General features: G+C 60.1%; 12 protein-coding genes and 2 tRNA genes. 4 read left to right on the plus strand and 10 right to left on the minus strand.

The window, feature by feature from the left end:
• Window positions 1-34: 34 nt before the first annotated feature.
• The 10 genes from PspCFBP13509_RS04145 to rnr all read right to left on the minus strand — a co-directional run bounded on the left by PspCFBP13509_RS04145 (window position 35) and on the right by rnr (window position 11190).
• A complete protein-coding gene (locus PspCFBP13509_RS04145) occupies window positions 35-493 on the minus strand; it encodes a hypothetical protein (RefSeq protein WP_024073094.1) in 459 nt (152 codons plus the stop codon).
• Entirely contained in the window at window positions 490-1410 is a 921-nt protein-coding gene (locus tag PspCFBP13509_RS04150; RefSeq protein WP_065925617.1) for an NAD synthetase, read from the minus strand. Before PspCFBP13509_RS04150 ends, PspCFBP13509_RS04145 begins: the two co-directional genes overlap by 4 nt.
• A 157-nt stretch (window positions 1411-1567) precedes the next feature.
• The gene (locus PspCFBP13509_RS04155) at window positions 1568-3871 is read right to left on the minus strand and encodes a YgiQ family radical SAM protein (RefSeq protein ID WP_065925618.1); all 2304 of its coding nucleotides are present in this window, start codon (window positions 3869-3871) and stop codon (window positions 1568-1570) included.
• Window positions 3872-3967: 96 nt separating this feature from the next.
• Window positions 3968-5365 carry a replicative DNA helicase gene (gene dnaB / locus PspCFBP13509_RS04160; protein ID WP_017526410.1) on the minus strand — a complete coding sequence of 466 codons (1398 nt, stop codon included), beginning with the start codon at window positions 5363-5365 and terminating at the stop codon, window positions 3968-3970.
• A gap of 110 nt (window positions 5366-5475) precedes the next feature.
• Window positions 5476-5922: a 50S ribosomal protein L9 gene (gene rplI / locus PspCFBP13509_RS04165; RefSeq protein ID WP_003171376.1), complete on the minus strand. Its 447-nt coding sequence runs from the start codon at window positions 5920-5922 to the stop codon at window positions 5476-5478.
• An 18-nt stretch (window positions 5923-5940) separates the two neighbouring features.
• The gene (locus PspCFBP13509_RS04170) at window positions 5941-6831 is read right to left on the minus strand and encodes a hypothetical protein (RefSeq protein WP_065925619.1); all 891 of its coding nucleotides are present in this window, start codon (window positions 6829-6831) and stop codon (window positions 5941-5943) included.
• Window positions 6832-6867: 36 nt separating this feature from the next.
• Complete coding sequence (gene rpsR, locus PspCFBP13509_RS04175) at window positions 6868-7098, minus strand: 30S ribosomal protein S18 (protein WP_003171373.1); 231 nt, start codon at window positions 7096-7098, stop codon at window positions 6868-6870.
• A gap of 29 nt (window positions 7099-7127) precedes the next feature.
• Window positions 7128-7550, minus strand: a complete 423-nt coding sequence (gene rpsF / locus PspCFBP13509_RS04180; protein ID WP_003171371.1) for a 30S ribosomal protein S6 — start codon at window positions 7548-7550, stop codon at window positions 7128-7130.
• A 248-nt stretch (window positions 7551-7798) separates the two neighbouring features.
• On the minus strand, window positions 7799-8560 hold the full coding sequence (gene rlmB, locus PspCFBP13509_RS04185; protein ID WP_137211603.1) for a 23S rRNA (guanosine(2251)-2'-O)-methyltransferase RlmB: 762 nt from the start codon (window positions 8558-8560) through the stop codon (window positions 7799-7801).
• A complete protein-coding gene (gene rnr / locus PspCFBP13509_RS04190) occupies window positions 8557-11190 on the minus strand; it encodes a ribonuclease R (RefSeq protein WP_137211604.1) in 2634 nt (877 codons plus the stop codon). Before rnr ends, rlmB begins: the two co-directional genes overlap by 4 nt.
• A 224-nt stretch (window positions 11191-11414) precedes the next feature.
• Between rnr and PspCFBP13509_RS04195 the strand changes: the two genes are divergently transcribed.
• The 4 genes from PspCFBP13509_RS04195 (at window position 11415) to PspCFBP13509_RS04210 (ending at window position 14479) form a co-directional block, all read left to right on the plus strand.
• Window positions 11415-11501, plus strand: a tRNA-Leu gene (locus PspCFBP13509_RS04195).
• A gap of 154 nt (window positions 11502-11655) precedes the next feature.
• Window positions 11656-11742 (plus strand) — tRNA-Leu (locus tag PspCFBP13509_RS04200).
• Between the two features lie 146 nt (window positions 11743-11888).
• Window positions 11889-12914, plus strand: coding sequence for an iron ABC transporter substrate-binding protein (locus PspCFBP13509_RS04205; protein WP_065925621.1), 1026 nt, complete (start codon window positions 11889-11891; stop codon window positions 12912-12914).
• Window positions 12914-14479: an ABC transporter permease gene (locus PspCFBP13509_RS04210; protein WP_137211605.1), complete on the plus strand. Its 1566-nt coding sequence runs from the start codon at window positions 12914-12916 to the stop codon at window positions 14477-14479. Before PspCFBP13509_RS04205 ends, PspCFBP13509_RS04210 begins: the two co-directional genes overlap by 1 nt.
• Window position 14480: the final 1 nt, after the last annotated feature.

The raw sequence follows: 14480 nt of genomic DNA on the forward strand, positions 1-14480 counted from the left end.
CGCGCGAGAAAACCGTTTATCGAAGGCGGCTCCTTCACATGCGACTACTCGATCTGACGGTTGATTTGACCGCCTGCCGAATACGACGGATTCCCACGAGTTTCGTGCGCATCTCTCGTTGAACCTTGCTGTTAAGTGTCAATAATCCGAGCAATGGGAATAACAGCGCCAACCCATAAAGGACTTTGTGGGGCTGGAATTGAACCATCGGAACTACAAACAGTAGACAGGCGACATAGATACCGACCATTACCCACACCCAGGAGGGTCGGCCCCGCAAAATCATAAAGTTGCTATGGACCGTCAACAGAATGAGCAGCGCCCCGGCAGACATGATCTTGAGCCCCACTTGAGCCATCGGCGCATCACGAAAATAGGTGATGAACGCCAGCGCCACAGCCAACGCCAAAGAAAAACACGCAGCAAATACGCCGCCCATAAACGTCAGAAAGTATTGTCTGAAAAAGTCGCGTAGCGTCATCAATTCGCTCATTCGCTTACCTCCTCGTACAGTCCAATCGCGATGGTGTTGACGTTTCCGGAGTAGGCACTCCCGCCAAACCCAACGCTTGCGCCCAGGACGTCTTTGATCTGGGTAGTGGTGCTGTGCTTGAGCTGCGTAGGGGTGAAACGCTTGGTGAGTTCGCCCGACGCCTGCCTCAATTTGATCATCTTCGCGGTCAAGCTGGGATGGTTGATGCTCAGCAGCTCTTTCGTCAGCTTGGCTCTTTCCTGGCGATTCAAACCGCGAAGCACATCACGCAGGCTCTTGCCCGTCGATGCTTTGGCGGCCCTGACCAGCTTGACCGTCGTCAGGGCCGAAGCGCCCACGCCTACCAGTGATACGGCGTCCAGCACGATGGACGCATTCTGGTACCAGCCTTCACTGTCGAGCGAATCCTTGACCTCAGGTTTGGCGACTTCCAGCGCTGTTCGGGCAATGCCGTTGAAACACTGAAGCGTACTTGCGCCGGCAGCCGCATACCCCACTACAACGATGACGGAACTGGCGCCAGCGCTGAAAGGCACCAGAATTGTTCCACTGGCGATCGCAGCCCAACTGATGACCGCCCCCAAGCAGGAGATTCCGGTATTCACGGCTTCGCCAATCAGTCGCGATTCTCGAGGATTGCTCACGACATGTTGAGCAAACTGTGTTGGCGCAATGTACTTCTGCGCTTCACGCAAAATGATGCGCTTGGGCTTGATGCTGCAGATGGGCTTGAATTCGCGCAGGGTAATGACATTGAAGTCAGCGTCGATATACACCACCCCCGCGCCGACGATGCTGGGGTCGGCGTCGATGGCCGCGAACAGCCGTGGCAGGTTGATCTGGCTTTCGATGCGCTGGCGCGCCATGAACTGGGAGCGGTTGGAGTCCATGCCGATGCCGGCCAGGGGGTTGCCCATGGGGTGTTCTTCCTTGAAGGGGTGGAGACTGGACTGACGCTATCGGGGGCAAGCCCCCGATGGCAATTTAATGGGCGCCACCTTAACAAACAGACTCTCCACCGCCTAGAAAGCAAAACGCCAGCACAAGGCTGGCGTTTGCATTTTCAAGCGACGATCAACGCGGCACGACCGGCTTGCGGGCCGGCTTGCCGCCCTTGCCCTTGGCCGCATCGCTGCGTTCCTTGGCCGCCTGCTTGTTACGCGCCTGGGCCGCCGCCTTGGCTTGCTCACGCTTGTCCCACGGGTTGCTGCCGTCGCTGCCACGGGGCGGCAGGCCGGTGTGCTGGGTAAGGATCTTGGTGGTAGTTTCCTTGGCGACCTTGTGGCTACCGGCCGGCGTCGAGTTCTTGCGACGGGCGCTCTGGTAGCTGTCGGTGCTCGGCTGGTGCAGCGGGATCAGTTGGTCCTTGCCCGGCCCGATCAGGTCGGCACGGCCCATGCGGGTCAACGCTTCACGCAGCATCGGCCAGCCCTTCGGGTCGTGATAGCGCAGGAACGCCTTGTGCAGGCGGCGCTGCTCCTCGCTCTTGACGATGGTCACCGCGTCGCTCTTGTAGGTGACCTTGCGCAGCGGGTTCTTGCCCGAGTGGTACATCGCGGTGGCGGTGGCCATCGGCGACGGGTAGAACGCCTGCACCTGGTCGGCGCGGAAGCCGTTGCCCTTGAGCCACAGGGCCAGGTTCATCATGTCTTCATCGGTGGTGCCCGGGTGAGCCGCGATGAAGTAAGGGATCAGGTACTGCTCCTTGCCCGCTTCCTTGGTGTACTTCTCGAACATGCGCTTGAACTTGTCATAGCTGCCAATGCCCGGCTTCATCATCTGGTTGAGCGGACCTTCCTCGGTGTGTTCCGGGGCGATCTTGAGGTAGCCACCGACGTGGTGGGTGACCAGCTCCTTGACGTATTCCGGCGACTCGACCGCGAGGTCGTAGCGCAGGCCGGAAGCGATCAGGATCTTCTTCACACCCGGCAATGCACGGGCGCTTCGATACAGCTGGATCAACGACGAGTGGTCGGTGTTCAGGTTCGGGCAGATACCGGGGAACACGCACGACGGCTTGCGGCACGCGGATTCGATTTCCGGGCTCTTGCAGGCAATGCGGTACATGTTCGCAGTCGGGCCGCCGAGGTCGGAGATCACACCGGTGAAGCCCGGCACCTTGTCGCGGATCTCTTCGATTTCGCGAATGATCGACTCTTCGGAACGGTTCTGGATGATCCGCCCTTCGTGCTCGGTGATCGAGCAGAAGGTGCAGCCGCCGAAGCAGCCACGCATGATGTTCACCGAGAAACGGATCATGTCGTAGGCCGGGATCTTCTCCTTGCCGTACGCCGGGTGCGGAACACGGGCGTAAGGCATGCCGAACACGTAGTCCATTTCTTCGGTGGTCATCGGAATGGGCGGCGGGTTGAACCACACGTCCACTTCGCCGTGCTTCTGCACCAGGGCGCGGGCGTTGCCTGGGTTGGTTTCCAGGTGCAGCACGCGGTTGGCGTGGGCATAGAGCACGGCGTCGCCACGGACTTTTTCCACCGAGGGCAGGCGGATCACGGTCTTGTCGCGGGTCATGCGCGGGCTGGCCAGGATCTGCACGACCTTGGCTTCTTCCGGATCATCGACCGGCCCCTTTTCCTGCTCGATGGCGCAGGCCTGGGTGTCCTGGGTGTTGACGTACGGGTTGATGATCTTGTCGACCTTGCCCGGGCGATCGATACGCGTGGAATCCACTTCGTACCAGCCGGCTGGGGTATCGCGACGGATGAACGCGGTGCCGCGCACATCGGTAATGTCTTCGATCTTGTGGCCCCACGACAGGCGCTGGGCGACTTCGACGATAGCCCGCTCGGCGTTGCCGTACAGCAGGATATCGGCGGTGGCGTCGATCAGGATCGAGTTGCGCACGCGGTCCTGCCAGTAGTCGTAGTGGGCGATGCGGCGCAGGGATGCTTCGATGCCGCCGAGTACGATCGGCACGTTCTTGTAGGCTTCCTTGCAACGCTGGCTGTACACCAGGCTGGCGCGGTCCGGGCGTTTGCCGGCCATGCCGCCTGGGGTGTAGGCGTCGTCGGAACGGATTTTCTTGTCGGCGGTGTAGCGGTTGATCATCGAGTCCATGTTGCCGGCCGCGACGCCGAAGAACAGGTTCGGCTCGCCCAGTTTCATGAAGTCGTCTTTGGACTGCCAGTTCGGCTGCGCAATGATCCCGACGCGGAAGCCCTGGGACTCCAGCAGCCGGCCGATGATGGCCATGCCGAATGACGGGTGGTCCACGTAGGCATCACCGGTGACGATGATGATGTCGCACGAATCCCAGCCAAGCTGATCCATCTCCTCCCTGCTCATCGGCAGGAATGGCGCAGGGCCGAAACATTCGGCCCAGTACTTGGGATAGTCAAATAACGGCTTGGCTGTTTGCATGACGGTGACCGGTGTTGAGATGAAAAATCGCGGGCGCGGAATATAGCACAAATTTTGACCAATTCCGACGGTAATGGTCGGAATTGAGCAGACGGGTTATTCGTCGTCGTCGAAGTTGTAGCTGCCCGGCGCCAGGTTCTCGAAGCGCGTGTATTTACCGATGAACGCCAGGCGGATAAAGCCGATCGGGCCGTTACGCTGCTTGCCGATAATGATCTCGGCAATGCCTTTGTGCTCGGTCTCGGGGTGATACACCTCGTCGCGGTATACGAACATGATCACGTCGGCATCCTGCTCGATCGCTCCGGATTCCCGCAAGTCGGAGTTCACCGGGCGCTTGTTGGGGCGTTGTTCCAGGGAACGGTTGAGCTGGGACAGTGCCACCACCGGGCAGTTGAATTCCTTGGCCAGGGCCTTGAGTGACCGGGAGATTTCGGAAATTTCGTTAGTCCGGTTATCGCCGCTGGAACCCGGGATCTGCATCAACTGCAGGTAGTCGATCATGATCAGGGCGATGTCGCCGTGCTCACGTACCAGGCGGCGGGTACGTGCACGCATCTCGGACGGGCTGATACCGGCGGTGTCATCGATAAACAGCTTGCGGTCGTTGAGCAGGTTGACCGCCGAGGTCAGGCGCGGCCAGTCGTCGTCTTCCAGGCGACCGGCACGCACCTTGGTCTGGTCGATACGGCCGAGGGACGACAGCATACGCATGATCAGCGATTCGCCTGGCATCTCGAGGGAGTACACCAGTACGGTCTTGTCGCTGCGCAACACGGCGTTTTCCACCAGGTTCATCGCAAAGGTGGTCTTACCCATGGATGGACGACCGGCGACGATGATCAGGTCGGACGGCTGCAGGCCGCTGGTCTTCTCGTCGAGGTCGGTGTAGCCGGTGGAAATACCGGTGATGGCGTTGTCGGTGTTGAACAAGGTGTCGATGCGGTCGATGGCCTTGGTCAACAGGTCATTGACGCTGACCGGGCCGCCGGTTTTCGGGCGCGCTTCGGCGATCTGGAAGATCTGGCGCTCGGCTTCGTCAAGGATTTCGGCGGCGGTGCGACCTTCGGGGTTGAAGGCGCTGTCGGCGATTTCGGTGCTGATGCCGATCAACTGGCGCAGGGTGGCGCGCTCGCGAACGATCTGGGCATAGGCCTTGATGTTGGCGACGGACGGCGTGTTTTTTGCCAGTTCACCCAGGTAGCCCAGGCCACCGACCTGGGAGGTCTGGCCTTCCTTGTCCAACTGCTCGGCCAGGGTCACCACGTCGATTGGGGAGTTCTGGTCGGCCAGCTTGGCGATGGCACGGAAGATCAGGCGGTGGTCATGACGATAGAAATCGCCGTCCGAGACTTGATCCAGCACGCGTTCCCAGGCGTTGTTGTCCAGCATCAGGCCACCGAGCACGGCCTGTTCGGCCTCGATGGAATGCGGCGGCACCTTCAGGGCAGCGGTTTGCAGATCGTATTGCTCAGGAGCTGAAATATCGTTCATGGCCACTTGGAATTAGGGGATTGTAGAAAAACAAAAGGCACGACCTGTAAACAGGATCGTGCCCGATGTTAACTGCCCGGCACACGAGGTGCCAGTCAGTTAGGTGCGACTTAAGCTGCTACCACGACAACGCGTACGGTGGCTTCAACTTCGGCGTGCAGGTGCACGGCTACGTCGAATTCGCCTACGTTGCGGATGGTGCCGTTCGGCAGACGAACTTCGCTCTTCTGCACTTCAACGCCGGAGGCGGTCAGTGCATCAGCGATGTCGTGGGTGCCGATCGAACCGAACAGCTTGCCTTCGTCACCGGCGGTGGCAGTGATAGTCACTTCCAGCTCAGCCAGTTGGGCAGCGCGAGTTTCAGCCGAAGCTTTCTTGTCTGCTGCTGCTTTTTCCAGCTCGGCGCGACGCTCTTCAAACGCAGCCAGATTGGCAGCGGTTGCAGCGGTGGCTTTGCCGTATGGCAGCAGGTAGTTACGACCGTAGCCGGCCTTAACGTTCACTTTGTCGCCCAGGTTGCCCAGGTTGGCGACTTTTTCCAGAAGGATCAGTTGCATGTGAAAATCCTCTAACTTTTAACCTTCACCGTTCGCGTTATCGGCGTCTTTCGGCGCAGAACGTCCGCGAAAATCAATCAGGCTGTCGACAATGGCCAAGACCACGAGTAACGGACCGATCAAGTGCATGAGCGGCAGGACGGTGACGTAGATCCCCACCAGCCAGAAACTGGCCAGTCTTTTCTGCGCGACAAGCCCGTGAATCAGGGACAAGCCAGCGAAGAACAGCGGCACACCGCACAACGGCAACAGGATCAAGGTGTGCCACCCGATAAACGGGGCAACGCACATGACGGCCAGCAGTGACAGCGCAACGCGCTTGGGGATCCGGATTGCGCGAAACTCGCTTCCGAAACCGCCGGGGTTATACAACAACGCCTGCCAATAGCGCCCAAGAATCAGGCACAACACACTAAAGACCTGCACCGAAACCGCTGTCGAAATGATCAACATCGGAACTGCCAGTGAAGCGAGTGCTGCTTTCTGGTCTGCCGAGAACTTCTCGTAAGACTCACCCATCACCAGCGGCAAGACGTGTTGAAACGTCTGCGCCAACGACTCGATGAAGGAACCGAAAACGGTCCCCAGGCTCACCGCACACAACAACCCAACGGCCGTGCTGACCAGCAGCACGCGATTCCAGGAATGCCCGGCGCGCAAAACCAACGCCAGGCTGCAACTCCCCAACAGCACCAGAAGCGCTGTCGGGTCTTGCAGGAAATGCCAGCTCACCAACACTGACAACAACCCCAGACCCAGGACGCTCAAGGCGTCCGAACCGCGCCGCAGGAGCACAAGGCAACCCGCGGCGGCACCCAACCAGAACAACAACGGCAACACTGCACATCCAGCCACTACCAGAGTGGCCTGCACACGACCGCGCATGATGAACTCAGCTAAGGCGCGCATGCATTCAATCCCTTACTACTTGTCGACTGCCCGGTCTCAGCGGCCGTGGCTGTCGGTGTAGGCCAGCAGGGCCAGGAAGCGGGCGCGCTTGATAGCGGTAGCCAGCTGACGCTGATAACGTGCTTTGGTACCGGTGATACGGCTTGGAACGATTTTGCCGGTCTCGGATACGTAGGCTTTCAGAGTGTTGAGATCTTTGTAGTCGATCTCCTTCACTTCTTCAGCGGTGAAGCGGCAAAACTTACGACGACGGAAGAAACGTGCCATTTGATAGGCTCCTTAATAAGGTCCGTGGATTACTCGTCAGCGTTATCGCTGCTGTCGCTGTCATCACTATCAGCGCTATCAGCGCCTTCGTGCTCAGGACGGTCGCGACGCTCACGGCGCTCACTGCGGTTTTCTTCAGCCTTGAGCATCTCGGATTGGCCGGTAACGGCTTCTTCGCGACGGATGACCAGGTTACGGATCACTGCATCGTTGTAGCGGAAGTTGTCTTCCAGCTCGGCCAGGGCCTTGCCGGTGCACTCAACGTTCAGCATCACGTAGTGAGCCTTGTGAACATTGTTGATTGCGTAGGCCAGTTGACGACGACCCCAATCTTCCAGACGGTGGATTTTGCCGCCGTCTTCTTCGATCAGCTTGGTGTAACGCTCAACCATGCCGCCGACTTGCTCGCTTTGATCCGGGTGGACCAAAAAGATGATTTCGTAATGACGCATGAATGCTCCTTACGGGTTGTAGCCTGCCGCTCAAAAACGGTCAGACAAGGAGTGAATGACACTTATGGATCTTGCCGCAGGGAGGCACATCGGTGCCTGCCAGGAAGGCAAGGGGCGCAATTGTAGAGAAGGGGAAGAACGGGCGCAAGGTGATTGGTGATTATTTGAACAATCTCCCAGACACCACAAAAGCACATGTGGGAGGGGCAAGCCCCCTCCCACATGTTGGTTCTACGCCAGGCTTGGAATTACTTCTTCGCCTTGGCCTTGGCCTTGGCACCACGCTGACGCTGGGCCTCAAACAGGCACACGCCGGTCGCAACCGACACGTTCAGGCTGCTGACGCTACCGGCCATCGGCAGGTGCACCAGGTAATCGCAATGTTCACGGGTCAGGCGACGCATGCCCTTGCCTTCGGCTCCCATGATCAGGATGGTCGGGCCGGTGAGGTCCTGGTCATAAATGCTGACCTCGGCCTCTCCCGCCGTGCCCACGACCCACAGGCCGCGCTGCTGGAGTTTCTCCAGGGTGCGCGCCAGGTTGGTCACGGCCACCAGCGGAATCACTTCCGCCGCGCCACAGGCGACTTTACGCACCACCGGCGTCAAGGTAGCCGACTTGTCCTTAGGCACAATCACCGCCAGCGCACCCGCAGCATCGGCCGAGCGCAGGCACGCGCCGAGGTTGTGCGGGTCGGTCACGCCGTCCAGCACCAGCAGCAGCGGTGCACCTTCGGTACGGTCGAGCAGCTCATCGAGCATCGCTTCGCCCCAGACCTGGCTCGGACTGACGTCCGCCACCACACCCTGGTGGACGCCTTCGACCCACACGTCCATTTCACGCCGTTCGGCCTGGCCGATGGCGACTTTGTTTTGGGTGGCCAACTCGACCAACGCCTGTACGCGCGGCTCGCTGCGACCTTCGGCCAGCCAGACTTGCTTGACGCGCTTAGGGTGGTGACGCAGCAGTGCTTCTACGGCGTGGACGCCGTAGATTTTTTCCAGACTCATGACTTGGCCTTAGGTTTGCGCGACCCGCCGCTTTTCGCGGGGGCCGAACCCGCTTTTGGCGGGCCTTTACGGTGTTTACTTGGCTTGCTCGACGGCTTTTCCGCCCCCTGGGACTTTCCCCCAGACGCCGCTTTACCACCGCTTTTGGCTTCGTTGAGCAACTGCTGCTTCAACTCACGGCTCTTGCGCAGTTCGGCGTTTTTCGCCGCCGCGTCGCTTGGGCGGTAGGCCTCGGGCGCTTTGTCCTTGGCTGCTGGACGGCGCCCGGCCTTGGCCGGAGCAGGCTCTGCAACTGCCGCTTTGGCGGGAGCGCCTTTGCCTTTGCTTGCAGGCGCGGTCGTCTCGCTGCCACGCTTTTTACGGCCCGGCGCTTCGGCGGGCTTGTCAGGCATGCCAAAGTCGATCTTGCGCTCGTCGAGATCGACGCGCATGACCTGCACTTCCACGGTATCGCCCAAACGGAAACTGCGACCGGTACGCTCACCCGCCAGGCGGTGGTGCACAGGGTCGAAGTGGTAGTAGTCACCCGGCAAGGCGGTGACGTGCACCAGGCCTTCGACGTAGATGTCGGTCAGCTCGACGAACAGGCCAAAGCCGGTCACGGCGGTGATCACACCTGGGAACGACTCGCCCACGCGGTCCTTCATGAACTCGCACTTGAGCCAGTTCACCACATCGCGGGTGGCTTCGTCGGCGCGGCGCTCGCTCATGGAGCACTGCTCGCCCAACTGTTCCAGGGCCGCTTCGTCGTACGGATAGATCCGCGCCTTCGGAATGGTCATGGCACCGGCGCGCTTGACGTGCGGGGTGTTCTGCCTGGAATGGATCACGCTGCGGATTGCGCGGTGCGTGAGCAAGTCCGGATAACGGCGAATCGGCGAGGTGAAGTGGGTATACGCCTCGTAATTCAGGCCGAAGTGGCCCTGGTTATCGGCGCTGTACACCGCCTGGCTCAGGGAACGCAGCATCACGGTCTGGATCACGTGGTAATCCGGACGGTCCTTGATGCTGGCCAGCAGTGCCTGGTAGTCCTTCGGCGTCGGGCCGTCCTTGCCTTTGTGCAGGGACAGGCCCAGCTCGCCGAGGAACGCGCGCAGTTTTTCCAGGCGCTCCGGTGGCGGGCCATCGTGTACACGGTAGAGCGCAGGGATTTCGTGCTTTTTCAGGAATTCAGCGGTGGCCACGTTGGCCGCCAGCATGCATTCCTCGATCAGCTTGTGCGCATCGTTACGGGTGGTCGGGGTGATCGCGGCGATCTTGCGCTCGGAACCGAAGACAATCCGGGTTTCCTGGGTTTCAAAATCGATCGCGCCACGCACATGACGGGCACCCAGCAACACCTTGTACAACGCATACAGCTGCTTGAGGTGCGGCACCACATGCCCGAACTCACCACGCAACGCCTTGGCTTCGCTGGTTTTCGGCTGTTCCAGGATGGTGCTGACCTTGTTGTAGGTCAGGCGCGCCTGGGAGTGGATCACCGCTTCATAGAACTGGTAATCGGTCATTTCGCCGGTTTTCGAGATAGTCATCTCGCAAACCATGGCCAAACGGTCGACTTTCGGGTTCAGGGAGCACAGGCCGTTGGACAGTTGCTCAGGCAGCATCGGGATCACGCGCTCAGGGAAATACACGGAGTTGCCGCGTACCTGGGCCTCGTTATCCAGGGCCGAACCGATCTTCACATAGCTGGAAACGTCGGCAATCGCGACGAACAACTTCCAGCCGCCGGAGAACAGGCGCAGCTTGCCGGGCTTGGCTTCGCAGTAGACCGCATCGTCGAAGTCGCGGGCATCTTCACCGTCAATGGTGACGAACGGCAGATGGCGCAGGTCGATGCGTTTTTCCTTGTCCTTTTCTTCGACTTCCGGCTTGAGCTTGGCGGCTTCCTTGAGCACAGCCTCAGGCCAGACGTGAGGAATATCGTAGGTACGCAGCGCCACGTCGATTTCCATGCCCGGCGCCATGTAGTTGCCGACCACTTCTACAATATCGCCCTGGGGCTGGAAGCGCGCAGTCGGCCAGTGGGTGATTTTCACCTCGACGAACTGGCCGACCTTGGCAGCGCCATTGCGGCCCGGGGTGATCAGCACTTCCTGCTGGACCTTCGGGTTATCCGGCACAACAAAGCCGATACCGCCTTCTTCGAAGTAGCGGCCGACGATGGACTCGTGGGCACGGGACACCACTTCGACGATCACGCCTTCACGGCGACCACGACGGTCCAGTCCGGAAACCCGCGCCAGGGCACGGTCGCCATCGAACACCAGGCGCATTTGCGCCGGGCTCATGAACAGGTCATCACTGCCGTCATCCGGGATCAGGAAGCCGAAACCGTCACGGTGGCCGGCAATGCGGCCGAGGATCAGGTCGAGCTTATCCACGGGTGCATAGGTGCCACGGCGGGTGTAGATCAGTTGAGCATCGCGCTCCATGGCACGCAGGCGGCGGCGCAGGGCTTCGAGCTGGTCTTCGGTGGTCAGACCGAACTCTTCGACCAACTGCTCACGGCTAGCAGGCGAACCCCGATCGGCGAGGTGCGCCAGGATCAGTTCGCGGCTAGGAATAGGGTTTTCATATTTTTCCGCTTCACGAGCGGCCTCGGGATCGAGGGACTGCCAATCGGCCATTAGAGATTTTTCACCTTGTCTATATGCGGGTTAGTTTGGCATACGCGTATTGAAACGGGAAATTTCAGGCATCAACAAGCGTTTAAAAGCCTTTTACAGCCCTCGCCGCGCACCTTGCACGACCATTGGCGAAATTTTCCAGGTTTTTTTCATAGCAGGGGTTTACAGCTAAAAAACCGCTCCGTATAGTGCGCGCCATCGACGACGGCAACGTGGTTGATGTTGCCCAGGTGGTGAAATTGGTAGACACGCCAGCTTCAGGTGCTGGTGATCGCAAGGTCGTGGAAGTTCGAGTCTTCTCCTGGGCACCAAATTCAGATCAAACCCGCGAAAGCGGGTTTTTTCGTTTCAGGCTTCTGATTTTTAACGAGAAAATCGATTTATATTTTTCGAATCAGGGGTTTACAGATTAAAAAGCCCGCCGTATAGTTCGCCCCATCAACAGCGGCAACGTTGCTTGATAATGCCCAGGTGGTGAAATTGGTAGACACGCCAGCTTCAGGTGCTGGTGATCGCAAGGTCGTGGAAGTTCGAGTCTTCTCCTGGGCACCAAATTCAGATCAAACCCGCGAAAGCGGGTTTTTTCGTTTCCGGGGTTTGAAAACCTCCACCAGCAATTTCCCCCCTTCGGCGCACTTGAGAAGTTTTATCGTTTATCCTTGCAATGATTTGTTGCACTCAAGTGAGGAAAACCCCGGATGATGATCCGCGATACCCGTCTCAAGACATCCCTTCTGCGTGGCCTGACCATCACTCTGCTCGGCCTGACCCTACTCTCCCCCGCCGCCTATTCCGCCGACAAGGTCTCCCTGACCCTGTACAACGGCCAACACAAAGAAGTCGGCGATGAACTCGCCAAGGCCTTCGAAGCCAGGACCGGTATTCACGTCAACGTACGCAAGGGCAGCAGCAACCAACTGGCCAGCCAAGTCGTGGAGGAAGGCGACCGCTCCCCTGCCGACGTGATCTACACCGAGGAATCGCCGCCACTGAACAAACTTGGCGAGCAAGGCCTGCTGGCCAAGATCGATGCAGGCACGCTCGACGTCCTGCCCAAGGATTACGTGGGCCGTAACGGCGACTGGATGGGCGTGACCGCACGCACCCGCGTCGTAGCCTTCAACCCCAAACTGATTGCCGAGAAAGACCTGCCCAAGTCGGTATTGGATTTCGCCGGCCCCGAGTGGCAAGGCAAGGTCGGTTTCGTACCTACCAGCGGCGCCTTCCAGGAACAGGCCGTGGCGATCATCAAGCTGCACGGCCGTGAAGCCGCCGAAGAATGGCTGACCGGCCTGCGTGCCTTCGGCAAGGTGTACAGCAACAACATGGTCGCCCTGAAGGCCGTGGAAAACGGCGAAGTAGCCACCGTTCTGGTGAACAACTACTACTGGTTTGCCCTGAAGAAAGAAAAAACCAACCTCGACTCCCAACTGCACTACTTCACCGATGGCGATGCCGGCGGCCTGATCACCGTGTCTTCGGCGGCCGCGCTGAAGTCCAGCAAGCATCCCAAAGAAGCCCAGCAACTGCTGGCGTTCATGGCCAGCGAAGAAGGCCAGCGCGTGATTACCACTACCTCGGCCGAGTACCCGCTGCGCAAAGGCATGGAATCCAACCGCGGCCTCAAGCCTTTCAGCGAACTGCAGCCGCCGAAAGTCACGCCTGCCGACCTCGGCAACGCAGAAGAGGCCTTGGACCTGGAACGTGAGGTTGGCTTGAACTGATGAACCCATCGCTACCCACCCCCGCCCTGCGCGGGGGGTTCAGCCCACGCCGCAAGCGCCCTTCGATCTGGCTACTGCTCCCCGTCCTGCTACTGGTTGGCCTGAGCCTGCTGCCGCTGGTGTACGTCGGGCTAAAGGCTTGGCAGGCGGGCTGGGCGCAGGCGGTGCATCTGCTCTGGCGGCCGTATGTGTTCGGGCTGCTGCGCAACACCCTGGCGCTGATGGTCGGCGTGACGGTGGCGTGCGGCGTGATCGGCCTGTCCCTGGCCTGGCTGCTGGAACGCAGCAATCTGCCGGGACGCCGCCTCTGGGGCGTAGTCCTGTGCCTGCCGTTCGCGGTGCCGGCGTTTGTCAGCAGCTTCACCTGGGTATCCCTGAGCGCCCACTTCGAAGGGCTCGGCGGCGCGATCCTGGTGATGACCCTGTCCAAATACCCGCTGGTGTTTTTGCCAGTGGCCGCAACCTTGCGCAACCTGGACCCTTCCCTTGAAGAATCGGCCCGCACCCTGGGGCAGAATCGCTGGGGCGTATTCCTGCGCATCACCCTGCCCTTGCTGTGGCCGTCGCTGCTGGCTGGGGCACTGCTGATTGCCCTGCATATGCTGGTCGAGTTCGGCGCGCTGTCGATCATCGGCCTGCAAACCTTCACCACCGCGATCTACCAGCAATTCGAACTGGAGTTCAGCAATGCCAATGCCGCGATGCTTTCGGCGGTATTGCTGGTGATGTGCCTGACCCTGCTGTGGCTGGAACTGCGCGTGCGCGGCAAGGGCCGGCACGTGCGCATCGGCCAGGGCGCGGCGCGGCATGGGGAGCAGGTGCGACTGGGCAAGTGGGCGCCACTGGGCCAGGTGTATTGCCTGACGCTGGCGATCATCGGCAGCGGCATCCCCTTGGGCATGCTCGGCTATTGGCTGGCGGTAGGTTCATCGGCGGCATTTCCAATGGCCGAGATTGGTGAGGCATTGCTGTCCTCCCTGATGCTATCGCTGGGTGGCGCGGCGCTGTGCCTGGCGCTGGCGGTACCGCTGGGGCTGCTGGTGGTGCGCTACAAGGGCCGACTGGCAATCTGGGCCGAGCGCCTGCCGTACCTGTTGCACGCCCTGCCCGGCCTGGTGATTGCGTTGACACTGGTGTATTTCGCCCTGCATTACGTGCCGGCGCTGTACCAGACCTCTGCGTTGCTGCTGATCGCCTATGCCTTGTTGTTTCTTCCATTGGCCCAGGCGCCGATCCGCACGGCCTTGAACAAAGCCGCACCGCAGCTGGAAGAGGCTGCACGCACGCTGGGGGCATCGTCGTTCAGTGCGTTTTGCCGAGTGACGCTGCCGATTATTTTTCCGGCATTGGGTGCGGCATTTGCGCTGGTGTTCCTGGACGCCATGAAGGAATTGACGGCGACGTTGCTGCTCAGCCCCACCGGGCTGAATACCTTGGCGACTGCCGTGTGGGCGCACACCTCGAATGTGGAGTTTGCGGCGGCGGCGCCTTATGCAGCGTTGTTGATAGTGGTGTCGGGGTTGCCGGTCTATCTGCTGACAACTCGGATGTACTTGAGCCGCTGAG

The organism is Pseudomonas sp. CFBP13509, assembly GCF_005233485.1.
Taxonomy (GTDB): Bacteria; Pseudomonadota; Gammaproteobacteria; order Pseudomonadales; family Pseudomonadaceae; genus Aquipseudomonas; species Aquipseudomonas marginalis.